The organism is Brachyspira alvinipulli ATCC 51933, assembly GCF_000518245.1.
Lineage (GTDB): Bacteria > Spirochaetota > Brachyspiria > Brachyspirales > Brachyspiraceae > Brachyspira > Brachyspira alvinipulli.
On record NZ_KI912405.1, the window covers coordinates 135543 to 159165 of the forward strand.

Genomic DNA, 23623 nt, shown 5'->3' on the forward strand with positions numbered 1-23623 from the left:
TTTAGGTAATATACAAAGTTGTTAAAAAATTATAAACAAAAATATTTAAGGATAAAAAGATGAAACGTTTATATTATGTTTTAACAGCTTTAATAATAAGTGCTTATAGTATGTTCGGATATACAATATTAGAAGATTTTAATGATTTTTTGGTTGATGAAAATCAGCTTACTATAAGACTTGATAGGTTTGGAGTTTTAGCGGGAACTGAAAATTTTAGATTTATGATAGGTGTGGAAGGAGAATCTGCAGGTGTATTAGTTGATAATTTAACATCAGGTATTAAGGGAGGAATAAGTGTATTTTATCCTGCCCCTACTGCTGGTATAGCTTATAAAACAGAAAGTTTTGGTGTAGGATTAGGATATCAATTTAAATATGTAACTTCAACTTGGCAGGCACATACTCCAATAATAACAGCAACTGCTTTGAATGACAATTTAAGAATAAATATACCTGTTACAATAGGTATAGGTGGAAAAAATACTGTTAATGAAGGCGATATAGCAGTTTCCACAGATATAAGAATAGAATATTATACAGGAAATGATATATTCAGCAGAATAAGAGTTAATTTGCTGTACGGCATGTATTCAATGAAGGCAAATGAAAGCAGAGTTCTTAGTGTTCCAGTAATGAATACAACTTTCGGATTTCCTAATGACACTCAGGCTCATTCTATAGGAATAGATGCAAGAGGTTATTTTATAGCAGCAACAGATCCTATATTAATAGAGCCGCAAATAAGAATTGTGTATAAAGCCTCTATAAAAGATTTTGAAGGACCTTCATACTCAATTATGGGAAAAACTGGTTCTAGTGGATTTGGATATTATCAAGTAGATGCCGCTTCTCCTATAGGAGGACTTGGATCATTTGACAGCACATCTATGAATGTACCTCTTGATGGCGGAACCGCTACTGTAACTATAGGAGATGTTGACTATTATATAACTAAGCCTCAATATATGAGTTTATCTGTTCCTGTAGGTTTTACTGCTGAAAACGATATAATGACTCTTTATTTAGAACCTGCTTTATCTTTCTCTATGCTTACAGGAGGAATTAATGCTGGTATAGCTAGCTCTAAACCTGTAAGAATACCGCCTGTATTTTATTCGCTTGGATATTTAGTTTATGGAGAGTTATATATTACACCTATGCCTAATTTAGAATGGTATTTTGAGGCTCAGATTGGAGGTGCTACTACTGTTGATGGTATTGGAAATAGTGCAGATAATGGACTTGTATTCAATGGAAACACAGGTATTACTTGGAGATTTTAATTTGCTAAATTATTGATCTTGGGAATAGATTTATTGGGTATCTTAAAATTAGATGCCCAATATAAAATAAATAAGGTTATAAAGATGATTATACAAAAATATTATTGTCATAATGATAATTATAAAATAGTAAAAAAAAGAAAATATGAAAAAGATATGATGCTTTTTATGATTAAATTATATTGTATGCATAATCATAAAGATTATCAAAAAACTTATAATAAAACATTTGGAAGCAAAAACATCTGTAAAGGATGTGAAGAGTTATACAATTATGCTTGCGAAAGAACAGACAGATGCAGATTTATAAAAGAAAAAACATTCTGCAGCGCATGCAAATCCCATTGTTATAAAAAAGACATGAAAGAAAAAGTGAAAAAAATAATGTCATATTCTGGAAAAAGAATGATTCTTCATCATCCTATAGCAGCTTTTAAACATGTATTTATTATGATAAAGCATAATATGAACAAAAATAAAAAATTAGATTTTAAAGGTGTTATATGAAAATATTATTTATATGTTTAGGTTTTCTTTTTGTAGGTATTGGTGCTGTCGGAATAGTTGTGCCAATTTTACCAACTACCCCATTTCTTTTACTTGCCTCTTTCTTTTTTGCCAAAGGTTCTAAAAGATTTCATGATTGGTTTATGTCTACAAAATTATATAAAAAACATTTGGAAAGTTTTGTAAAATCAAGATCTATGACTTTAAAATCTAAACTTACAATACTGCTTCCTGTTAGCGCTATGCTTATAATTACATTTATTTTTGTTAATAATCTGCATGCTAGGATAGTTCTTGTAATACTGTTCATTGGAAAATATTTATACTTCTTTACACAGATAAAAACAATAAAAAACGAAGAATTACAAGTAAATCCTGATAAATTAGAAATTTGAAAAATTAAAGAAGATTTTTAATAAAAAATCAAATACTGTTCCCTTACCATATTTAGGAGATAATAATGAAAGTATTAAAATATATTTTTATAATAAATACTATATTTTTAATGTTATTTTGCAATGCTTATTCACAAGATGAAAATGAAAAAAATATTGAAGAGAAAAAAGGTTTTCAATCTGTACTAGATAATAGATTTTTTTCTATAGGATTATTCAGCAGTGCAGATTCTATAAAAACAACAGTTAATATAGAATTAGGATTTAAATTAATTAGATATAATAACTTTCAAATAAAAAGCTATACTGCAATAACTGGTTCTAAAATTTATGATGACAGTCCTCAAATGTATGAGTTGGGAATCATGCAAAAATTAACATTTGGCAATAATGATGAATATACAGGAACTATCAGTGTATCACGATATGGTTTTGCTTTTGCAAGTTTCGGATTTTTATCATTTGATGCTGACAAAAGCGGTAAATTTTTATTCTCTGCTCCATATTATTGGGAAATAGGCGGAGGTGCAGGTTTTAATATCAATATAAGTAAACATGTTGCTATAGTGCTAGAATTCGGAGGAGGAATGCATTTCGTACATAATGGTTCTGAACTTGGATATCCTGCAAAAATTAATAAAGCTGGTTTTGGAAGAATGAGTATAGGAGGAAGATATTATTTTTAAATAGCTTTTTTGTAACTTCTCCCAATATAATCTTTACCTAATTATAAAATATAGTTAGGTAAAGATTATAACTAAAAATATTAAATATATATATATTGACAATTATATTAAACATATTAAAATGAACATTGTTCAATTTAAAAAATATATTAGGAGTAAAATATGAAATATCTAATAATTATATCATTAACATTATACGGGATATTATATCCGTACAGTTCGCAAAACATAAATAATTTTTATAACAGCTATTATTCATCAAGTTATAATATTAAAACTATAGAAAATAATAGTTCTCAAACATATAAAAATATACTTTCTTTAGTGAAAGCTAAAAATATGACTGACGAAAAAGAAAAATATAATTATTTAAAAAATACCATAAATCAAAATAAGGATTATATAAAATCTGATGATGCTGATTATTTAATAAGTGTATCTGAGTTAATGAATTATATAGTTTATTACTGCGGAGTACCTGAAAAAATTTCTTTCGGTACAAAAAGTAAAGAAATATATAAAAAAATTTTAGAAAAGGATAATAAGAATTTCTTTGCACTTCTTGGAACAGCAGCAGGTTATATGCATGCACCAGCAATAGCAGGAGGAAGCGATAAAAAGGCTTTTGAATATTTTAATTCTGCTATGGAAAATGCTAAAGAAAAATATCAGAAATATCTATCTTATGTTTGGATGTCTCAATATTATTTTAAAATAAAAGATGAAAAAAATTATCAAAAATATATAGATATGAGTAAAAGTATATATCCGAATGGAGAATTATTAAAAGAAGCATTGAATAGAAATGATAGTAAGAAAAAACCTTTATAAATATCATTTTTTATCTTGACAAATAAATTATTTTATCTATACTGAACAATGTTCAGTATAGATAAAATAATCAAAGATTTTATTTAATTATGAACATTGTTCAATCTGAGGTTTTATTATGAGAATATTATTTATATGTTTAGGATTTATATGTATGGGCATAGGACTTATAGGAGTAGCAATTCCAATAGTTCCAACTACTCCATTTCTTTTGCTTGCAGCTTTTTTCTTTGCGAAAGGTTCTAAAAAGTTCCATGACTGGTTTATGTCTACAAAATTATACAAAAAACATTTGGAAAGTTTTGTTACATCAAAATCAATGACTTTAAAATCTAAGCTAACTATACTTATACCCGTTACAATAATGCTTGTAATAGCATTTATATTTATTAATAATCTTCATGCAAGAATAGCATTAATAGTTTTGATAATAGCTAAATATTTATATTTCTTTATATACATAAAAACTATAAAAGAAGATAAAATACAAGCTAATATTGAAATGGATGAATAAGGTTAAAATTATGAAAATATATAAATACGTATTAATAATCAATATTATTTCTTTAAGTTTTTTTGATACTGTTTATACTGAAGAGGATAAAAAAAACAAAATAGTATCAGGTCTTGATAATAGATTTTTTTCTATAGGTCTTTACAGCAGTGCTGATACTATAAAAACTAGTGTTAATTTAGAATTCGGATTCAAATTATTTAAATATAATAATTTTGAAATGAAAAGCTATACTACTATAGTAGGCTCTAAAATATATGATGACAACCCTGATTTATATCAATTAGGTCTTATGCAAAAAATAACTTTTGGAGGAGTAGATGAATATAAAGATAAAATCAGTATATCAAGATACGGCTTTGCTTTCGGAAGTTTTGGATTTTTATCATTCAATCCTAGCGGAAGTCATAAATTTTTATTTGCCTATCCTTATTATTGGGAAATCGGAGGAGGTGCTGGGTTTAATATAAATGTAAGCAAACATGCTGCCATAGTATTGGAATTTGGCGGGGGGCTGCATTCTGTTATCGATGGAGATAAATTAGGATATCATAAAAAAATCAATTCAGCTGGTTTTGGAAGAATAAGTATAGGAACTAGATATTATTTTTAATAGAGTATTTTATGAACAATATAATAACATCAAAAGAAGACATATTAAAAGCAAGCAAAGAATTAATAAAAAAGAATGGACTAAACGCTATAAATATGCGTTCAGTTGCTGATGCTTCAAATATCGCTGTTGGCTCTATATATAATTATTTTAAATCAAAAGAGGAATTGACTATAGCAGTTATTGGAAGCGTTTGGCTTGAAATATTTCATCCTTCAAATATTTGCTTGGAATCTGACAGTTTTATAGGAATCATAGATTTAATTTTTAAAAACTTGGAGAAAGGAAATAAAAAATATCCCAATTTTTTTACATCTCATTCTACAATGATTCTGAAAAAAAATAAAAACAAAGGTATTGATAAGATGAACACTATCATAAAGCATATTAAAGAAGGTTTATGCAAAACTCTTATCAATGATAAAAACATCAGAAATGATGCTTTTGATGATAAATTTACACGTGATGAATTCGTAGAAGCTATATTCGCATTTATAATTACTTCTATGGTTAATGGAAACTATGATAGTTCTTGCATAAAAGAAATAATTAAAAGAACTATTTATTAATATATAAAAATAAAAAATAAAGGAAAGTTTATGATCAATAAAAGGCTTATATCTTTGATGGGTAATGCAAAAAAATATATAGCTTGGCATGTTGTAATACAGCTTGTTAATCTATATCTTAATATAGCAGCAGTATTTTTTATGGCGGCTATCATACAAAAAGCCTTTCAGGGTAATGTATTAAAAGAGGATATAATCAAACTATGTATTGAGATATTGGTAATAATAGTTTTAAGATTTAGATTCAATATTTTAATGGCCAAAATGTCTTATCATGCATCTGGAAGAGTTAAGCAGACTTTAAGAGAGAAAATATATTCAAAACTTCTTACACTTGGAAGCAGATACAAAGAAAAATTTTCTACAAGTGAAATTGTACAGATATCTATGGAGGGTGTTGATCAGCTGGAAATATATTTTGGAAGATATTTACCCCAGTTTTTTTACAGTATGATAGCTCCTATAGTACTTTTTTGTGTGCTTTCTACTATAAGTGTTAAGTCAGCTGTTATACTTTTAATATGTGTTCCTCTTATACCTATATCTATTGTTGCTATAGTAAAAATTGCTAAAAGAATACTAAAGAAGTATTGGGGAAGCTACAGCGACTTAGGAGAAATATTTTTAGAAGATGTACAAGGGCTTACAACTTTAAAAATATATAAAGCTGATGAAAAGAAAAATAATGAAATGAATGTAGAAGCTGAAAAGTTTAGAATTGCTACTATGAATCTTTTATTTATGCAGCTTAATTCTACAACTATAATGGATATAATTGCTTACGGCGGTGCTGCTTTAGGAGTAATCATTTCTGTACTTGAGTATATGAAAGGAAATATAAATTTGGCAGGTACATTCACTATAATAATGCTTTCTGCTGAGTTTTTTATTCCTTTAAGACTTTTAGGCTCTTTCTTCCATATAGCTATGAATGGAATATCAGCAAGTGAAAAAATGTTTGAAATACTTGATATGGAAGAAGATGAAAAAAGAGTTAATAATATAAATAAAAACAATGAAGAGATTACTTTTAAAGATGTAAGTTTTGCATACAATGAAGAGAAGACTATATTAAAAAATATTAATATGACTATAAAAGAAAAATCATTTGTTTCTATAGTTGGAGTATCAGGCTCAGGAAAAAGCACTATTGCTGGATTAATATCTTTAAAAAATGAAAATTACAAAGGTTCAATAAAAATCGGAGATATAGAGCTTGATACAATAAATAAAGATGATTTATACAAAAAAATCGTTGTTGTTGATCATAACAGTTATTTGTTTGAAGGTACAGTATACGATAATTTAAAGATGGCTGGAGTTCATATTACAGAAAATCAAATGAATGAAGCATTAAAGAAAGTTGAGCTTTATGACTTTTTACAGTCTGAAGACGGACTTAATACAAAAATAATGGAGAAAGCTGCTAATTTATCAGGCGGTCAAAAACAAAGATTAGCATTAGCACGTGCTATACTCTTTAACGGTGATATATATATATTTGATGAAGCTACTTCAAATGTTGATGTTGAAAGTGAAGAGAGTATTATGGATGTTATAAGAGATATTGCTAAAGAAAAAACTGTTATATTAATATCTCATAGACTTTATAACTGCATATTATCAGATCATATATATTTCTTGAAAGACGGCATCATAATGGAAGAAGGAACACATAATCAATTAATGAATATCAATGGAGAGTATGCTAAAATTTTTAATGAGCAAATTAATTTAGAAAGTATAACAAAGGGAGAGAGTTTGAGCATAGCTATATAATTATTAGTATGCTTATATAAAGGAGTTTATAATGCGTAGAAGCGGTATAAGAATTATGGCAGAACTTATAGGTTTAATTGCACCTCTTATGCATGTTATGATATTAGCAATAACTACAGGAGTATTAGGATTTCTATGTGCTATATCAATAACTATATTGGGAGGATATGCAATATTAACATTTTTAAATTTAAGTTCTCTATTTACAATAAAAACAATATTTATAACTGTTTTAGTACTTGCTGTTTTAAGAGGTGTATTCCATTATATAGAACAGCTAAGTAATCACTTTATAGCTTTTAAATTACTTGCTTTAATCAGAGATAAAGTTTTTAAGGCTTTAAGAAAATTATCCCCTGCCAAACTTGAAGGAAGAGATAAAGGAAATTTGATAGCACTTATTACAAGCGATATTGAGCTTCTTGAAGTGTTTTATGCACATACAATTTCTCCAATAGCTATAGGAGTATTAACTTCTCTAATAATGACAATTTTTATAGGAAGTTTTAATATTATATTAGGAGCTATTGCCTTTTTAGGTTATTTTACTATAGGTTTTATAATACCTTATTTTTCATCAAAGTTCGGCAAAAATGACGGAATGGCTTATAGAAATGATTTCGGAAAATTAAATAGTTACTTTCTTGACAGTTTATGGGGAATAAAAGAAATACTTCAATTCGGATATGGTGAAAAAAGAAGCAAAACTATAGAAAGCAAAACTGATAATTTAATGCACCTTAATGAAAAATTAAAAAAATATGAAGGCATAATATCAGGACTTACTACTTCAGCTGTATCATTATTTACATTAGCTGTACTTGCAGTTAGTGTAATAATATCAAAAGATACAAATACTAGTTTCGTTAATATTATAATACCAACTATAGCAATGGCAAGTTCTTTCGGACCTGTTATAGCACTAAGCAATTTATCAAATAATTTGTTTATGACTTTGGCAAGCGGAGAGAGAGTATTAAATTTACTTGCTGAAAAACCTATTGTTGAAGAAGTTTATAATGGAGAAAAAGATTTAAAATTCAGCGGTGTTGAATGTAATGATGTATATTTTGATTATGAAGGCGAAGAAATATTAAATGATTATAATTTAAATATAGAACCTAATAAAATAATAGGAATAAGCGGTAAAAGCGGAAGCGGAAAATCTACACTTTTAAAATTATTCATGCGTTTTTGGGACATAAAAAAAGGAAGTCTTAAAATATCAAATACCAATATAAAAGATATCAATACAAATACTCTTAGAGATATGGAAAGCTATGTAACACAGGAAACTTCAATTTTTAAAGACACTATAGAAAATAATATAAAAATAGCAAATGCTGATGCTTCAAGAGAAGAAGTTATAGAAGCATGTAAAAAAGCGTCTTTACATGATTTTATTATGACTTTGCCTAACGGATATGATACCAATGTCGGAGAACTTGGAGATACTTTATCCGGAGGAGAAAAACAGCGTATAGGAATAGCTAGAAGTTTTTTACACAAAGCACCTTTCATACTCCTTGATGAACCGACAAGTAATTTAGATAGTTTGAATGAAGCTGTTATATTAAAATCAATAAAAGAAAATACTAAAGACAAAACTGTTGTTTTAGTTTCACATAGACTTTCTACTCTTAATATAGCTGATAAAATCTATAAAATAAAAACTGACAGAGTAAGTTAATATAATAGAAAAAGTAAAAAATAAGCATGCATATAAAATATGCATGCTTATAACTAAAGTTAATTAATTTTCTCTTTTCTTCATTTTGCGTAATACTATTATAACAACACAAAGTAAAACTATAACACCTAAAGCAACAGGTATTACCCATCCTTTATAAGTAGAATCATTAGAAAGTATTTCATTCCATAAATCTTCCATTAATATATTAGTTTCATCAGGTAAAGTTATATAAACTTCGCAATTATCTAATGTTGCTTGGTCTGGATATATTATTTTATTATTTCTAGTCTCTTCACTCATAATAGCAATAGCTCCGTCATTTGGAGAAGCATAATTAATGTATTCTATATTAGCTAAAGCAATTTCAGGCTCGCAAAGAAAATTAATATACATCTCAGCTAATTCAGGGGAACCAGAACTTGAAGATATACATATAGAATCTACAAATAAGTTAGCACCTTTTTTAGGTATAACAAAATTCAAATCAGGGTTGCTGTCTATCATAGATAGAGAATCTCCTGCATAATAAACACCGATAGCAGCCTCTCCTGCTTCCATTTTATCATATATTTCATCCATTACATAAGACTGTACTAAAGGTTTTTGTTCTTTTAAAAGTCTTGCACATTCTCTTAATTCCGTTTCATTAGTAGTATTAAGTGAATATCCTAAATATGCCTGAGCTATACCGAAAGCATCTCTAGGGTTATAATACATAAGTATTTGGCCTTGATATTTTTTATCAAAAAGTATTTTCCAATCTATTTCATCTTCTCTTTCTGAAACTAATTGTCTATTATAAATTATACCTGTTACTCCCCAAGTATAAGCTACAGAGTATTCTCCTGTAGGATCGAAAGGAAGCTTCATAAATCTTGCCGCTATATTTGTATAAGCTGGTATATTATTATAATTTAACTTTCTAACTAAATTTTCTTTTATAAGTCTTTCTATCATATAATCAGAAGGTATAATAATATCATACTGAATACCGCCTACCTTTAATTTTACATATAACTCTTCATTTGAAGCAAAAGTAGAATAATTAACTTTGATGCCTGTAAGTTCTTCAAAAGTTTTGTTTACATCAAGAGAACCTTCTGAACCATCAGATATATACTCTCCCCAGTTGTAAACATTAACAGATAAATTTTGCCCTTTAAATTTGTGATAATAGTTAGTGTCAAATTTGCTGAGATCAACTGTCTGAGCAGTTAAAGATACAGCAATTAACATTAAAACGGCAAAAACTTTTTTTTTCATTTTTATCTTCTCCTTTTAATATCAAATTTATTAATTAAATTATTATTTATGTATCTTTCTTTTAAGCTGAAGCAAATATTTTTCTTTTTTTATCTCTTTTAAATTCATAATGACAAGACTTACAAGTACAACTATAAATATAACAGTAGATATAGCATTAATCTCAGGGCTTACTCTCTTTCTAGTCATAGAATATATTGTAATAGGCAAAGTTTGTGAAGTAATACCTGTAGTAAAATAACTTACAACAAAATCATCTAATGAATAAGTTAATGCCATTAAAAAACCAGCAAGTATTCCAGGAAGTATATCAGGTATAACAACCTTCCAAAAAGCCATAGAGGGAGTACATCCTAAATCTAATGCTGCCTCATATAAACTATTATCCTGCTGTCTTAATTTCGGCAAAACATTAAGAATAACATAAGGAACATTGAAAGTTATATGTGCTAAAATCAAAGTTGTAAATCCGAATTTTAATTTCATTATAACGAATAAAAGCATTAATGATATACCTGTTACAATTTCCGGATTTATTATAGATATATAAGTTACTCCCATAATAGCACTTTTCATTTTTTTATTGAAACTATTAATACCAATAGCTGCCATAGTACCAAGCACTGTAGCAAATATGGAAGAAACAGCAGCTACTATTATGGTATTTAAAAATGAATGAAGTATTAAATCATTAGAAAATAATTCTTTATACCAATGTAAAGTAAAACCTGTAAATACTCCCCTTCCTCTAGCTCTATTAAAAGAAAAGAATATAAGTATAGCTATAGGAGCATACAAAAATAAAAATATAAAAGCAATATAACTTCTTGATAGTATTTTCTTTATCATAACGGCATATCCTTATAAAAACATACCCTTAACATCTTCATCTTCTTCATCTATTTGCTGCATAAGCATAATAGCACATAAAGATATTACAATAAGAACCAAACTTATAGCCGAACCCAAATTAGGATTATAAGACATACCTAAAAACTGCATCTCTATCAAATCGCCTATAAGTATATTAGATCCGCCTCCAAGCATACGTGAAATTACAAAAGTACTGACCGCCGCCACAAATACCATAGTAACACCAGCAGCCATACCAGGCAAACTTAATGGAAATATTACTTTACTAAATACATTAAATGAATTTGCTCCTAAATCTTGAGAAGCCTCTATTAAACTTTGATGTATTTTTGTCATAACTGAATAAAGCGGAAGTATCATAAAAGGCAAATAGTTATATACCATACCAATTAAAACAGCCGCTTGAGTATTTATTAATTTAACCGGAGAAAGCCCCATAAAAAGTAATGCTTTATTTATTAAGCCATTATTTTCTAATATACTCATCCAAGCATAAGTTCTAAGAAGGAAATTCATCCACATAGGAAGCATAACCAACATTATAAGTGCATGCTGAATAGTTTTTTCCTGTCTTGATATATAATATGATAAAGGATAAGCCAATATTAAACATATTATAGTGGAAATAGTAGCAAGTATAACAGAACGCATTATAACAGGAGTAAATGCTGTAACACTTGAAAAATTATCTAAAGTAAAATCACCTCTTTGATTGGTAAAAGCAAAATATATTACCAAAAAAAGCGGAACCAATACAAAAACTAATGTCCAAATTAAATAAGGTACTGCTGGAATTTTTGATTTCATATTATCACCTCTTCTACAGTTTTTTTCATAATATGAATATTTTCTTTGGAAACATCTATTCCTATTTCTGTGCCTGCTTCCCATTTTTCTGTTGAATGTATTATCCATTTATAGCCATGGGCATCAAGTATCATTTCAAAATGAACGCCTTTAAATATAGCTGATTCTACCAAACCAGATATATTAGCATTTTCGGGAGGCACAACTATTATATCTTCCGGACGTATAACTACATCAACTTTTTCTAATTTTTCAAATCCCTTATCAACACAATCAAATACATATCCTGCAAACTCTACAACATAATCATCATGCATAATACCATCTATGATGTTGCTCTCTCCTATGAAGTCTGCTATAAATGCATTCTTTGGTTCATTGTATATATCTTCAGGAGTACCTATTTGAAGTATCTCTCCGTCTTTCATAACTGCAACAGTATCACTCATTGTTAATGCTTCCTCTTGGTCATGAGTAACATACACAAAAGTAATTTCTAATGACTGCTGAATTTTCTTTAATTCTATTTGCATTTCTTTTCTGAGTTTTAAATCCAATGCTCCCAAAGGCTCATCAAGAAGCAAAACTCTAGGTTTATTAATTAATGCCCTTGCAATTGCAACTCTTTGCTGCTGACCGCCTGAAAGTCTTGCAATATTTCTGTTTCCGTAATTTTCTAAGTTAACCATTTTTAGCATTTGATTAACTCTTTCTTTAATTTCTGATTTAGGAACTTTTTTTAAATTAAGACCGAATGCAATATTTTCAAAAACATTAAGATGAGGAAATAATGCATATCTTTGGAAAACAGTATTTACTTCTCTTTTATAAGCTGGAGTATCATTTATAACTTTTCCGTCAAAAAGCACTTCGCCTGAATTTGGCTTTATGAAACCAGCTATTGTTCTAAGTATAGTTGTTTTTCCGCAGCCTGATGGCCCTAAAAGGGTTAAAAATTCTTTATCTTTGATATCAAGATTGAGATTTTCTAGTATAGTATTTTCTTCATACGAAACATTGATGTTTTTTAAAGACACGATAATATTATCGTCCATAAACGACCCCCTATGCGTATATTTACAATAGCCTCCGTAAAATTACGTATATACATATTAACGTATAAAACGCAGTTTACTCGTCGCTTACCCGCATAGGGTTTTTTTCGTTCTAGCTATTTATAGATTAATAAATAAACTATAATAAGCCTTTCTTAGTCAACAGATACACCTGCAAAGAATATCCATTACTCGAGCTATTGCATAATTATTTTTTTAATTGGATTCAATATAATACAAATACAAATAATGTCAATACTATAAATAGATTTTTTATTCATTTTTTTAATGTTTTACATAATCATAATTTTTAACTACAAATAAAAAATGGAGGATTTTTTTAATCCTCCATTCATTGTTTCGTATATAAAAAAAATTATATACTAGTTTATTTTTTTAAAACTTCCTAATGACATGCTAGAATAAGTAAAACCAATGGAGGCAATAGTTATTTTATTGTTAGCATCTATTTGAAAATCCCAGTTAATAGATGATCTTTTCAAAGATATAGTTAAAGTATCCTTAGTATCATTCAAAGACATCTCAGTACCTTTATAAAAATTTTCTTTCACAACAAGCTTTCCAGTAGAAGCATCATTTATGAAGAATGAAACAGGTATTTTTATAATTTTTGTATTTGAAATTGTAACAAATGTATCATCAATAGTTACACTTACAGTTGAACCCGATATATTTTGTCTTTGCCAAGTACCTTTATACTCTGTTGGTATACCTCTATCTGTTCTATCAATATCAATAAATCCTTCTATTATTGTACCATCAGTATTTTTCAAATAAATAGTTCCTACATTATCATCAGTTTTAGGAAACATAATAATTCCGTTATAACTATTATTATATAATATATACTCTTTATAAGTTCCTGTATAATCATCATCGCCATCTGCATTTTTACTGTAAATACTGCTTTTATCAAAAGAGTAAGTTCCTAATCCGCTAATACCTCCATCTTTAATAGTTATTTGATAAGTATTACCGTCCATACTAAAAAAATTTATAACCTTTGCCATCATAAATAGAAGATATTCCATTAGCTTTGTAAGGAGATTCTACAACTGTACCGCCATCATTTGTAGGATCTGAAATATTATTGCCGCATCCGACAATTAACAAACTAGAAATTAACAAAGTAAATAAAAATAATCTTTTCATCATACAGTTTTCTCCTTATCAGCATTCTTATAATAAGATATAAATTTTTATAAATTAGTCAACCGCAAGCTCTACCTCAACAAGCTCGGTACGCTTCGCGGGCACCTTCCCGCACGATACTATTTAATCTTATCAAACGTCCACTATATGCGACCAAAGGAAGGCTGACTACCTATTATTGTACAAAAAGTAATAATTTATCTTACAGTAAAAACATATTTTAACAATATTAGATTATATTATGAAAAAATTATAATTTATATTTACAAAATATTAAAATTGACAAAATATGGTTGTTTAGGTATATTTTTATAAATTAGTAAATATAATATTATTACTTAAGAAAATTAATCAAAATACATGCTATTTTTAATTATCAATAATTATATTCCAATGCTATCTCAAATGTATGTTCCAAAATTTCATTACTTTTAAAAGGCGTATAATAATTAAAGGTAAAACTAAAATTATTATAATTGATAAGAAGTTTTGCATTTAAATCCATTTTATAATTAGGCGAATGAGAAAAATAAGTTATTATATTAAATAAATTGTTAAGGAAAGATAAATAAAGCCCTACCGAATAAAATGAATGGCTATATTCATAAAAATATTCTACATAAGGACTAAGTATAAAATCATAATTATAAATAAAAGTATAATTAATACCTAATAAACTTTTTATATCATTAAGACTCTTTCCTAAATTGTTGCTGCTTAAAATATTATAAGTAACATTTCCATAAAGTTTAAATCCTATATCAAATATATATGAAGCCTCAAAACCAAGCATTAAATTATTTTTCTTTTGTAAGTCATAAGTATATTTAGTTATTCCCATTAATCCCAAATGAGATGAAGAATATTTTAAATAATACCAAGAAGTATAATACTGTGGTTCTTTCAATAAATCTATTGATTTAGTGTCTGTAATGAAACCTATAGAATGCGTTATATTTCCCTGATAAAAATTAAGTTCAGTATTATATAAAGCCTCATAATCATTATAAAGTACGCTTTCACCAACAAACATATACTGCCTGTTGAAACCTTCACCGAAATGGAATTTTCTCTTTCCTATATAAAAACCTAAAATTTCATTGATATAATTAAATTGTATTTCATCGAATGTAAAAGAGAAATATGCCTTATTATCATTTTGTTTTATGAGATTGCCGTTATCATAAATAAGTTCTCTATTGTCTTTTGTGTATATTCTAATTGCAGGCTTGAATGAAAAATAAAAATTATTATTAAGATATTCAAATCCTAAATAAAAATAAGTATCATTACTTAATATTGAATTTGGTATATATTCATTTTCTTTTAAATCTATATAATTAAAACTATTCTTTATACCAAATTTAGGAGTTATATCAGCAAATACTATAGATGATACAGCAAATATAAAAAATAAAAAATACCTTTTCATAAATCACAATTATCAACTTAATATATACATAAACAACTATATTTTGTCAAAATTAAAATTATATTTTCTTTTTAATATATGGGGCTTTGCCCCATACCCCAGTTTTTTTATTGGTATAAAAGAACCAAAAGAACTGCATTTTAGTATAAATATAGGATATATCCTATATTTAATAAGTATTTTTAAAATATAAAGTTCTAGCAATTGCGTTTTTTGCTACTTTGGCAAAGCCCGCAGAGCGTGTGCGGCAAAAAAGTAGATAAAATTTACATAAAGTGCATCGGCTGACAAACTTAAAAATTTTTAGTATATTATCAATTACAAACCAATTATATAAATATTTTTCATTTTCAAAAAATCACATTATAACCCAATGCCTAACCGAGCATAGCGAGGAAATACTCGATGCCTGGCGCAAAAAGTCCCGCCCGCCCACCCTTTAAAGTTAAACAAACATTTTTTAAAGAATAAGCCTGCAAATCCCAATTTTTTAAAAAATAATTAAACTTTCTTCTCCTTAAAAGTCAATAACTTATCTCTATAATACTCATACTGTTTTTTACGCATTTCAATTTCCGCAGGCAACCCTGAACTAATGTCATTACATAATGCCTCAAAACGGTCTAATATCTTAACTATACGCTCCTGCTCCTCCAAAGGCGGTACAGGAACAGGAAAATTATTTAACATTGGTCTTCTAATTGAAGTTACAGAAGAATGAAAAGAAGTTTTTTCTATATAATGTAAAAAAGTAGTTTTCATATAATAAAAATAATATTTAGGTATTACATTTTTATCAATAATATGAATTCTGTAAGCTCTTTGATGTAAAGCATATTTTCCTTCAACATAATGAAATATTTTTCCAACACCTACACCATCTCCAGAAGTTATAATTGCTGTTTCATCATATTCATATTCATTTTTACTACGAACTTCTTGAGAACGTACAAAGAATGGATATTTACCATTTTCAATTTCTTCATTTGTATTGCTACTACCTGTGCCTATTTCAGCAATGTCCGATAAGTTTTTCCATTCAATATCATCACCAAAAGTTAACAGCTTATCCCTATAATACTCATACTGTTTTTTTCTTAGTGTTAATTCTGTTGTTAATTCTGTTGTTAATTCTGTAAAAGTGTCTAATATACGTACTATTTCTTTTTGTATTTCTATTGGAGGGAGTGGAATTTCTATATTTCTTAAATTTTGCTGATTAATTTTAGGAGGTGTACCTCTTACAATATTACTTACATCAGTAGTTTGTAAATAATAAAATACAAATCTTAATGTATTAATATTATCATTAAATAAAATATGAGCATGATTATTAACCCATATTTTACCGCTAGCCCAGTTTAAAACAGGTGAGTTGTCTTTATTTATTACACTACCATCTTCACCCATTAAAATAAATGTACCATCAAAAAGATAATTATCAACATAGTCTTGAATTCCATTAGCACCATAATAAGGATAAATCCCTTTCGTTCTTTTATCTTTAGAAACTGGTTTCCTTAAATTATCTAAAATACTAATAACTTCATCAAGTTTTTTATATTCCACGCCGTCGGGACAATATTTATTAAGCAATTCTTCCAATAAACTCATATAATAACCTTATTCACTATTATTAATAAGCATTATAGCAAATTATCAAAATAAAACTACTTAAATAAACTAAATAGCATTTTCATGTTCTCGCTTCTGAAATACGAACTTGATGAACTTGAAGGCTCTGTCTTTGATATTTTACATACTGTACTTGTATTGGTATTGATAATCAAATTATAAAATTCCATATAATCAAAACAACCTGTAGATGAATTATTTTTATATATTCCCTTTTTTAATGCTTTACCGCTATTATCAAAAAAATCTATACTATAACCGCCTGCAATTTTTTTTAGTGTTGCTTTGGCATAAGGTACGCTCCTATTTTTCTTTACTAGATTTACTTCTTCAGAACTTATAACTTTTTCTACTTTGTAATCATCTATAAAGTTTATAGACATCAAATCATTCATATTCGCAGCACCTGTTACAACATAGTTTCCTGAAATTTTTAAAGCTGAATTTTGTTTCTCGCCTTGAATAAAAAATCCCTGCTTATTTGCCAAAAAAAGACTTCTGCTCTCTTTCAAATACATAAGCTTATAATCTTTTCCCACTATCATATCAAAATTATTAACTTTCTTTTTGCCGTCTTTTATATCAGTGAAAGTTCCTGACATTTTATAACTTTTACCGTCTCTATTATAAATTTTAACAAAATCTTCAAATATATCCTGACTGTACAAATTAAAAGATAAAATACTTATTATAAATAAAATTTTTATTATTCTTTTATGCATACTTTTACCTCGCATTAATCATAACTAAACTACAATAAATAATAATCACCAAAAATTATAGAAAATATCGCAATACAATTAAATATCAAATATGATAAAATTAAACTTATCATCAAAATTCTTATTATAGTTTCATACATATTTAATAACCTCTATTATAGGCATTCTAATAACCTTTATTATTGGATAAATACCTGCTAGTATTGATACAGATAATACCCATACAAATATTAAAACAGTATCTTTCAATGTTAGTAATAAACTTAAAGTATAACCATCTGTAGCACCCGGAAACTTGAATGTAAAATGAATAACATTTAATATGCTTGAAACACCATAAGAAATAATTATTGAAATAACAGAACTCAACACTGCCATTATAATAATTTCCAAAAATAAAAGCAAAGTTACATTTTTTATATTTATTCCCAATGCACGCATAGTACCGAATTCATTTAAACGCTCTAAAAAATTTGTTGTAAGCATTTGCATAACTGAAACAAATACTAATATGCTTAATATAAATAATGCTATTAAATAATTATTAGTATTCATATCAATAACAGAAAGTAAAAATGCATTCAAATCCTTCCAATCTCTAGCCTCATAATTTAAATTATTTTCATTGAAATATTTATTAAGATTATTTTTTATTTCAGTTGCCTTTTTATAATCTTTTAAATATACGAGTAAATTATGAGCATTGCCGTATTCAAGCCCAAATACTTCATACATAGCATTAAGAGGACAGTAAAGAGTAATAGCATCAGCAGCACTATTATTCAAAGACATTGAACCCACAGCCATTAAAGAACCTAGATTTATACCCTCTCCGAAATCTGTCATCAAATTTAAATATGGCGTATCATCATAATTGATATTAAAAAACTCTCCCAAATCTTTGCCCAAAACCATAGTATCAATATCATCATCAAATATAGGAGTTCCTGCCTTTATAGAAACTGATGACATTATTTTTGATGATTTTTCATAGGCATAACCTGAAAAGAATTTACTTTTACTTTCATTACCTACAAGTCCGCTTATATCAAGTTTTTTCTGATAATCATTAACTTCATTTATAGTATCAAGTTTTTTATAAATAACTTCAAAATCATTACTATTAAGCATATTGATTTTTTCGCTTTTTGTATCCCAATAAGATTTATCTGCTATTACAACAGATCCTCCGCTTGTATTAACACTTATAATAATACCTTCTTTTGTGAAGTTATTATATCCGCTTATCATCATAAGGGATACGAAAGACACTATAATAAGTATCATATTTAAAATTGTTCTGGTTTTATTATACCAAAGATTATCGAATGCTAATTTTATTATATTCATTTATCTGTCCAATTATAGTTATTAATAAAATTTTATTATCTATTGAGTGTTACCTCTCCATCCCTCATAATATATTTTTTGTCTGCGTAGTCTTCTATCAATTCATCATGCGAAATAAAAAATCCTATACCGTTTCTTTTCTTTATAGTGCTTCTTATATATTCATAAATAAATTTGCTTGTTTCCGTATCTAAATTTGCACTAATCTCATCGCCGAATATATAATGTGCTTCGCTTACCAATGCCCTTGCAATTGCAACTCTCTGTTTCTGTCCTCCTGAAAGCTGTTCCGGTTTCTTCTTTTTTAAATTATCTATTTTTAAGTTTTCTAATATTTCATTAACTTTTTTATTTATATTAGAAGAACTTTCATTTAAAAATTTTAGAGGAAGTGCTACATTATCAAATACACTCTGAGTTTTCAAAAGCTCAAGCGACTGTAAAATGAGTCCTATGTTTGAAAGTCTGAAACTGCTTCTTTCTTTATCGCTTAATTTTGACACCTCTTTATCATTCCAATAAACAGAACCTGAAGTCGGAATATCTATACTCGATAATATATGAAGTAATGTACTTTTACCAGCCCCAGAAACTCCAGCCACCCATACAATTTCACCATCTTTTATTTCTAAACTTATATTCTTATTTGCTGTTATATTATAATCTTTAGTTTTATATATCTTTGAAATACTCTCGCATCTTATCATAATTAAAAGTCAGAACCCTCCGCACTTAAAAATCCGTCCTTACCTTTATCATAAGAACTCTTTAATAAATATCCGTAAAAGCCTTTAGGATACATTTTTAAAGCTTCATCTAATTCTTTAAAAGCCTTATCTGTTTCATTTACTTTCATATATGCCATAGATCTATAAATATAAGCTCTGTAAACCATATAGTCTGGTAAATTGCTTGTATCATTTAAAGAATTCATTATAGAATAAAAAGCAGCATTATTATAAAAACCTAAAGTAGCTATCTGCCACATTCCATATACTTGTTTTGCCCTTATATTATTTTTATCTTTTAATAAAGCCATACGTGCATAGGTATACATATCAACTATGACACTATAAGGATATTTGTTATTAAAAAAAGCAAGTGAAGTAAATGAGTTTGCAAAATTAGCAAATGAAGCATAAATATCTGAAGAACCTTTTTTGAAAACTTTATCTTTCTTGAGGTTATTGTATACCTCACCTAAAGTCTTATAATCTTCTTCAAAAGTTCCGCTTGCAATAGATACATTGGCCCAAAGAGTGTAGCATTCTATACTTAAATGCATTTTCTCTTCTTCGCTTAAATTGCTATTCTTAACTCTATTTAAAATATCCTTAGCTTCGCTAGTTCTTACAAGTCTTGATCCTGAATGGTATTCATTATTTTTATTATCTATTTCTTTTAATATGGAATTGGCCTCGCTTGAAATCTCTCCATATAATCCGCATAAAAAGAAAGCGTTAATAAAAATAAAAACAATCACTCTAAACATTTTAATTTCCTTATATTTATTCAACTTTTTCCCGCCGCACGCCTGCCAAAGGCACGCAGAGCGAGGGCGGACAGCGTCAAAGTTGCAAAAAGTGCAAATACTATAGCTTTATATAATTGCAATACATATCAGTATATTTAATAATTCTTAAATATATCAATTAAACATTCCTTTTCCTTTGGCGTTCATATCAATAACGTTTTTTATAAAAGCTCCTTCTGGAAATATATCTTTTGCCATTTTTATATATTTATCATAATTGGCTTTATCATTATTTTTAAAATAAGCCTGAGAAGTCCATAAATAAACTATATGTTTTTCCCATTTCTCTTTAGCATTGCTTTCAGCCTTTTTAAATATTGGAAGCGATTTATCTATTCCGCCGCCTACAAACTCAGGGCTGTATGCTGTGAGTATTGCTTTACCCAAAAGAGAAGGAAAATGATTCGCATTAATTTTTAAAGCATTATCATATATTTCTCCTGCCTTGCCTGAAAGTTTTATAACATCATTAAATGAAGAATAATTAATAGCTCCGCTCATAACATCAGCAACAGAAGCCATGTAATCAGCATCCTTCTCCGATAAAAGAGGAGTATTCTTTTTTATATTATCATTCAATAATTTATAAGTCTCTCTTTTACTTCTAGGATTCATATATATGTCCATAAGCAAAATAAGATTATCATAAGTTTGCTTTTCTATTTTTCCAACATTTGCTTTTTTCATTTTTTCTATAGCGAGATTTAAATCATCTGCTTTATTTGTATTAGCCATATAATACAAGTTATAAAGTTCATTAAATTCTTTGTTATATGAAAAAGATGAAATAGTCAAAACAAAAGATAAAAATAAAACTGTCAAAATCTTTCTCATCATATTAAATCCTCCTTAAAACAAAATACAATAAAAACTACTCATTATTATTTAAATTATTCGTATTAGCAAAAAACGGTTTATCTTTTATCTTCATATAAATAAAATAAGAAATCATCACAGCTATAAAAGTAACTATAACAGAAACAACATAAGTAATAATCTGCTGAAGTATTAGAGCATTACTAATATTTATTTTATTTACTATAAAATTAAAAAAGAATGATGAAAAAGATAATCCGCTTATAACAAATTTTATAAATGTAATTATCAAAGCAGTTATTAAAGCCATATTTATATTAAAATCAATACCTTTATTTTCAATATACTTCTTCATAAAATAAATAGTTAAGCAAGTTAATATAATACCAATCACATTCATAATAATACCCAAAGCACTTTGAATCATAATATAAATCAAAGTTACAGGAGTAGAATCTAGTGTAGTAAAAAGTTTTATAATTTCAAACAATCTAAAAAATATATAATATAAAACACCAATAACTATTGAATAAATAGGAGAATATAAAAATGCAGGAAGCAGAAAAAAGACACTAAATATAGCAGCACAAATTATTGCAATTATACCCAATACTTTTGAATTAAAAGGTATCAAAAAAAATACTAAACTCAATGCTGTATAAAAGATCAAGCATAAAAAAGAAAATGTTATTTTATTTTTAATACTTCCCATTAATAATAAACTCCAAAATATTAAAACACTATAGTACTTATTATCAAGTTCATAACCAAACTTTTATTATTATCAACACCAAAAGTTAATTGTAAAGGTGTTGTACCGTAAAGATTATACCCTATTCCGCCTCCTACTACATACAATAAATTACCTTTATCAATACTACTTTCAAAATATTTTCCGTAACCGACATTTCCAAAAGCAACTAAATATATATCATTAAAACCAGATGGAAGAAATCTCATAAAAAACTTATATTCAAGATGAACGAATGTAAGAAAGTCCATATTTTTAAGATGAGCCTCTAAATTTGATAAAGGCATCATCATAAGAGAGTATAAATATTTAAATCCAATAGAATATTTTTTCTCACTTTTATCAAAATAAGCACTGTATCCTATATAAGGCATAATTCCAAGCTCTCCCCAATAATGAAAGAATGAATAAGGCAGGCTAGCTGAAACATTATAAGAATACTGCTTTTCATTAGGTATAATGCTTGCCCCTACACCAGCATTGAATTTTAATTTATTAACTCCGTCATCAACAAATGTAGAACTTAAGTTAATATTTTGATTAATTTTAAATATAGAACTTAATCTATAAACCTCTCTTTCGGAAGTTAGTATCTTACCTATATTCATACCATAAGAAATACTGACATTATCAAAATAATAACCTAATCTTAATTGTCCGTAATATTCTAAATCTTTATAATTGAATGTAGCAAATGGAGGTGTTATTCCTTGCTTGTAATTTAAATCTATAAAAAATCTTCTGTATCTGTATTCCATTCCAGCATTGGCGAATATTCCAAATGATGATTCTGCACCATAATCAAAACTTATTCCTATACGAGGAACATATACAAAATGAGAGTTCTTTTTATATGCATATCCAAAATCAACAGAAAATGGAAATCCAAAATAATTATAACTATAATGGAAACCTGAGTTTACGAAATCATTCTGAGCAAAAAGGAAACTTGATAATATAAAAAATAGTAATAACAATCTTTTCATAAAAACAATACACCTACTATTTATCCTATATTACTATTATAACAGAAGTATTATGTCTGTCAATATACTTTGTGTAAAATATTAAGAATTTCAACTCTTATATAAAAACAAATCATTTTATGAACTGTAAATTACACACTAAGTGATTAACTATATTTAAAAATAGTATATAAAAGAGATTATACACTAAAAAATTTTAAGTTTGTCAACTACTAGCCTATACCCATTGGGTACGCTTTGCTGAGGCAATCCGCACAGTATATACTGAAAATTTTTAAGTTTGCCAATTTTTTGTTGTTCTTTTGGCAAAGCATGCAGAGTAACTGGGAGCTAGTCAAAAAAATAATAGCAAT

General features: G+C 27.4%; 25 protein-coding genes. 10 read left to right on the forward strand and 15 right to left on the reverse strand.

The features are described from left to right. The first annotated feature begins 59 nt into the window (after positions 1-59). From T324_RS0112585 to T324_RS0112630, 10 genes are all read left to right on the forward strand, one after another. Positions 60-1286: a cell surface protein gene (locus T324_RS0112585; RefSeq protein ID WP_028330577.1), complete on the forward strand. Its 1227-nt coding sequence runs from the start codon at positions 60-62 to the stop codon at positions 1284-1286. Between the two features lie 84 nt (positions 1287-1370). Next, positions 1371-1793 (forward strand): nitrous oxide-stimulated promoter family protein, encoded by a 423-nt coding sequence (locus T324_RS0112590; RefSeq protein WP_038375285.1) that lies wholly within the window; start codon positions 1371-1373, stop codon positions 1791-1793. Continuing rightward, on the forward strand, positions 1790-2188 hold the full coding sequence (locus T324_RS0112595; protein ID WP_028330579.1) for a YbaN family protein: 399 nt from the start codon (positions 1790-1792) through the stop codon (positions 2186-2188). Before T324_RS0112590 ends, T324_RS0112595 begins: the two co-directional genes overlap by 4 nt. Before the next feature lie 65 nt (positions 2189-2253). Then, positions 2254-2874: a hypothetical protein gene (locus T324_RS0112600; RefSeq protein WP_028330580.1), complete on the forward strand. Its 621-nt coding sequence runs from the start codon at positions 2254-2256 to the stop codon at positions 2872-2874. A 162-nt stretch (positions 2875-3036) separates the two neighbouring features. Further along, complete coding sequence (locus T324_RS0112605) at positions 3037-3705, forward strand: hypothetical protein (RefSeq protein WP_028330581.1); 669 nt, start codon at positions 3037-3039, stop codon at positions 3703-3705. Between the two features lie 118 nt (positions 3706-3823). Continuing rightward, positions 3824-4219 carry a YbaN family protein gene (locus tag T324_RS0112610; RefSeq protein WP_028330582.1) on the forward strand — a complete coding sequence of 132 codons (396 nt, stop codon included), beginning with the start codon at positions 3824-3826 and terminating at the stop codon, positions 4217-4219. 10 nt (positions 4220-4229) lie between these two features. Then, positions 4230-4832, forward strand: coding sequence for a hypothetical protein (locus T324_RS0112615; RefSeq protein ID WP_028330583.1), 603 nt, complete (start codon positions 4230-4232; stop codon positions 4830-4832). 11 nt (positions 4833-4843) lie between these two features. Continuing rightward, positions 4844-5401 carry a TetR/AcrR family transcriptional regulator gene (locus T324_RS0112620; RefSeq protein WP_028330584.1) on the forward strand — a complete coding sequence of 186 codons (558 nt, stop codon included), beginning with the start codon at positions 4844-4846 and terminating at the stop codon, positions 5399-5401. Between the two features lie 30 nt (positions 5402-5431). Further along, positions 5432-7180: an ABC transporter ATP-binding protein/permease gene (locus tag T324_RS0112625; RefSeq protein WP_028330585.1), complete on the forward strand. Its 1749-nt coding sequence runs from the start codon at positions 5432-5434 to the stop codon at positions 7178-7180. A 31-nt stretch (positions 7181-7211) separates the two neighbouring features. Beyond that, positions 7212-8870, forward strand: a complete 1659-nt coding sequence (locus tag T324_RS0112630; protein ID WP_028330586.1) for an amino acid ABC transporter ATP-binding/permease protein — start codon at positions 7212-7214, stop codon at positions 8868-8870. Positions 8871-8933: 63 nt separating this feature from the next. Here T324_RS0112630 and T324_RS0112635 read toward each other — a convergent pair whose 3' ends face one another. The 15 genes from T324_RS0112635 to T324_RS0112710 form a co-directional block, all read right to left on the reverse strand. Next, positions 8934-10136, reverse strand: coding sequence for an ABC transporter substrate-binding protein (locus T324_RS0112635; RefSeq protein ID WP_028330587.1), 1203 nt, complete (start codon positions 10134-10136; stop codon positions 8934-8936). A 42-nt stretch (positions 10137-10178) separates the two neighbouring features. After that, a complete protein-coding gene (locus tag T324_RS0112640; protein ID WP_028330588.1) occupies positions 10179-10985 on the reverse strand; it encodes an ABC transporter permease in 807 nt (268 codons plus the stop codon). A 12-nt stretch (positions 10986-10997) separates the two neighbouring features. Continuing rightward, positions 10998-11816 (reverse strand): ABC transporter permease, encoded by an 819-nt coding sequence (locus T324_RS0112645; RefSeq protein ID WP_028330589.1) that lies wholly within the window; start codon positions 11814-11816, stop codon positions 10998-11000. Continuing rightward, positions 11813-12871, reverse strand: coding sequence for an ABC transporter ATP-binding protein (locus T324_RS0112650; RefSeq protein ID WP_028330590.1), 1059 nt, complete (start codon positions 12869-12871; stop codon positions 11813-11815). The genes T324_RS0112645 and T324_RS0112650 overlap by 4 nt, the downstream gene beginning before the upstream one ends. 383 nt (positions 12872-13254) lie before the next feature. Next, a complete protein-coding gene (locus T324_RS0112655; RefSeq protein ID WP_028330591.1) occupies positions 13255-13905 on the reverse strand; it encodes a hypothetical protein in 651 nt (216 codons plus the stop codon). Then, positions 13877-14047, reverse strand: coding sequence for a hypothetical protein (locus T324_RS18085; RefSeq protein ID WP_156920174.1), 171 nt, complete (start codon positions 14045-14047; stop codon positions 13877-13879). The genes T324_RS0112655 and T324_RS18085 overlap by 29 nt, the downstream gene beginning before the upstream one ends. A 373-nt stretch (positions 14048-14420) precedes the next feature. Further along, positions 14421-15476, reverse strand: a complete 1056-nt coding sequence (locus T324_RS0112665) for a hypothetical protein (protein ID WP_028330592.1) — start codon at positions 15474-15476, stop codon at positions 14421-14423. A gap of 501 nt (positions 15477-15977) precedes the next feature. Next, the gene (locus T324_RS0112670; protein ID WP_028330593.1) at positions 15978-17090 is read right to left on the reverse strand and encodes a restriction endonuclease subunit S; all 1113 of its coding nucleotides are present in this window, start codon (positions 17088-17090) and stop codon (positions 15978-15980) included. Between the two features lie 56 nt (positions 17091-17146). Continuing rightward, positions 17147-17833, reverse strand: a complete 687-nt coding sequence (locus T324_RS0112675) for a hypothetical protein (RefSeq protein ID WP_028330594.1) — start codon at positions 17831-17833, stop codon at positions 17147-17149. Positions 17834-17965: 132 nt separating this feature from the next. Continuing rightward, positions 17966-19183: an ABC transporter permease gene (locus tag T324_RS0112685; RefSeq protein WP_028330595.1), complete on the reverse strand. Its 1218-nt coding sequence runs from the start codon at positions 19181-19183 to the stop codon at positions 17966-17968. Between the two features lie 35 nt (positions 19184-19218). Continuing rightward, positions 19219-19890 (reverse strand): ABC transporter ATP-binding protein, encoded by a 672-nt coding sequence (locus tag T324_RS0112690; protein WP_028330596.1) that lies wholly within the window; start codon positions 19888-19890, stop codon positions 19219-19221. A 2-nt stretch (positions 19891-19892) separates the two neighbouring features. Beyond that, complete coding sequence (locus T324_RS0112695; protein WP_028330597.1) at positions 19893-20675, reverse strand: hypothetical protein; 783 nt, start codon at positions 20673-20675, stop codon at positions 19893-19895. A 156-nt stretch (positions 20676-20831) separates the two neighbouring features. Continuing rightward, on the reverse strand, positions 20832-21554 hold the full coding sequence (locus tag T324_RS0112700; RefSeq protein ID WP_028330598.1) for a hypothetical protein: 723 nt from the start codon (positions 21552-21554) through the stop codon (positions 20832-20834). 34 nt (positions 21555-21588) lie between these two features. Further along, positions 21589-22245, reverse strand: a complete 657-nt coding sequence (locus tag T324_RS0112705) for a hypothetical protein (RefSeq protein ID WP_028330599.1) — start codon at positions 22243-22245, stop codon at positions 21589-21591. 20 nt (positions 22246-22265) lie between these two features. Next, positions 22266-23270, reverse strand: coding sequence for a hypothetical protein (locus T324_RS0112710; protein WP_028330600.1), 1005 nt, complete (start codon positions 23268-23270; stop codon positions 22266-22268). Positions 23271-23623: the final 353 nt, after the last annotated feature.

What these genes read in the sequence shown, in the direction of transcription:
- T324_RS0112585 (WP_028330577.1), top strand. Translation starts at nt 60, where the DNA reads ATGAAACGTTTATATTATGTTTTAACAGCTTTAATAATAAGTGCTTAT.
- T324_RS0112590 (WP_038375285.1), top strand. Translation starts at nt 1,371, where the DNA reads ATGATTATACAAAAATATTATTGTCATAATGATAATTATAAAATAGTA.
- T324_RS0112595 (WP_028330579.1), top strand. Translation starts at nt 1,790, where the DNA reads ATGAAAATATTATTTATATGTTTAGGTTTTCTTTTTGTAGGTATTGGT.
- T324_RS0112600 (WP_028330580.1), top strand. Translation starts at nt 2,254, where the DNA reads ATGAAAGTATTAAAATATATTTTTATAATAAATACTATATTTTTAATG.
- T324_RS0112605 (WP_028330581.1), top strand. Translation starts at nt 3,037, where the DNA reads ATGAAATATCTAATAATTATATCATTAACATTATACGGGATATTATAT.
- T324_RS0112610 (WP_028330582.1), top strand. Translation starts at nt 3,824, where the DNA reads ATGAGAATATTATTTATATGTTTAGGATTTATATGTATGGGCATAGGA.
- T324_RS0112615 (WP_028330583.1), top strand. Translation starts at nt 4,230, where the DNA reads ATGAAAATATATAAATACGTATTAATAATCAATATTATTTCTTTAAGT.
- T324_RS0112620 (WP_028330584.1), top strand. Translation starts at nt 4,844, where the DNA reads ATGAACAATATAATAACATCAAAAGAAGACATATTAAAAGCAAGCAAA.
- T324_RS0112625 (WP_028330585.1), top strand. Translation starts at nt 5,432, where the DNA reads ATGATCAATAAAAGGCTTATATCTTTGATGGGTAATGCAAAAAAATAT.
- T324_RS0112630 (WP_028330586.1), top strand. Translation starts at nt 7,212, where the DNA reads ATGCGTAGAAGCGGTATAAGAATTATGGCAGAACTTATAGGTTTAATT.
- T324_RS0112635 (WP_028330587.1), bottom strand. Translation starts at nt 10,136, where the DNA reads ATGAAAAAAAAAGTTTTTGCCGTTTTAATGTTAATTGCTGTATCTTTA.
- T324_RS0112640 (WP_028330588.1), bottom strand. Translation starts at nt 10,985, where the DNA reads ATGATAAAGAAAATACTATCAAGAAGTTATATTGCTTTTATATTTTTA.
- T324_RS0112645 (WP_028330589.1), bottom strand. Translation starts at nt 11,816, where the DNA reads ATGAAATCAAAAATTCCAGCAGTACCTTATTTAATTTGGACATTAGTT.
- T324_RS0112650 (WP_028330590.1), bottom strand. Translation starts at nt 12,871, where the DNA reads ATGGACGATAATATTATCGTGTCTTTAAAAAACATCAATGTTTCGTAT.
- T324_RS0112655 (WP_028330591.1), bottom strand. Translation starts at nt 13,905, where the DNA reads ATGATGGCAAAGGTTATAAATTTTTTTAGTATGGACGGTAATACTTAT.
- T324_RS18085 (WP_156920174.1), bottom strand. Translation starts at nt 14,047, where the DNA reads ATGATGAAAAGATTATTTTTATTTACTTTGTTAATTTCTAGTTTGTTA.
- T324_RS0112665 (WP_028330592.1), bottom strand. Translation starts at nt 15,476, where the DNA reads ATGAAAAGGTATTTTTTATTTTTTATATTTGCTGTATCATCTATAGTA.
- T324_RS0112670 (WP_028330593.1), bottom strand. Translation starts at nt 17,090, where the DNA reads ATGAGTTTATTGGAAGAATTGCTTAATAAATATTGTCCCGACGGCGTG.
- T324_RS0112675 (WP_028330594.1), bottom strand. Translation starts at nt 17,833, where the DNA reads ATGCATAAAAGAATAATAAAAATTTTATTTATAATAAGTATTTTATCT.
- T324_RS0112685 (WP_028330595.1), bottom strand. Translation starts at nt 19,183, where the DNA reads ATGAATATAATAAAATTAGCATTCGATAATCTTTGGTATAATAAAACC.
- T324_RS0112690 (WP_028330596.1), bottom strand. Translation starts at nt 19,890, where the DNA reads ATGATAAGATGCGAGAGTATTTCAAAGATATATAAAACTAAAGATTAT.
- T324_RS0112695 (WP_028330597.1), bottom strand. Translation starts at nt 20,675, where the DNA reads ATGTTTAGAGTGATTGTTTTTATTTTTATTAACGCTTTCTTTTTATGC.
- T324_RS0112700 (WP_028330598.1), bottom strand. Translation starts at nt 21,554, where the DNA reads ATGATGAGAAAGATTTTGACAGTTTTATTTTTATCTTTTGTTTTGACT.
- T324_RS0112705 (WP_028330599.1), bottom strand. Translation starts at nt 22,245, where the DNA reads ATGGGAAGTATTAAAAATAAAATAACATTTTCTTTTTTATGCTTGATC.
- T324_RS0112710 (WP_028330600.1), bottom strand. Translation starts at nt 23,270, where the DNA reads ATGAAAAGATTGTTATTACTATTTTTTATATTATCAAGTTTCCTTTTT.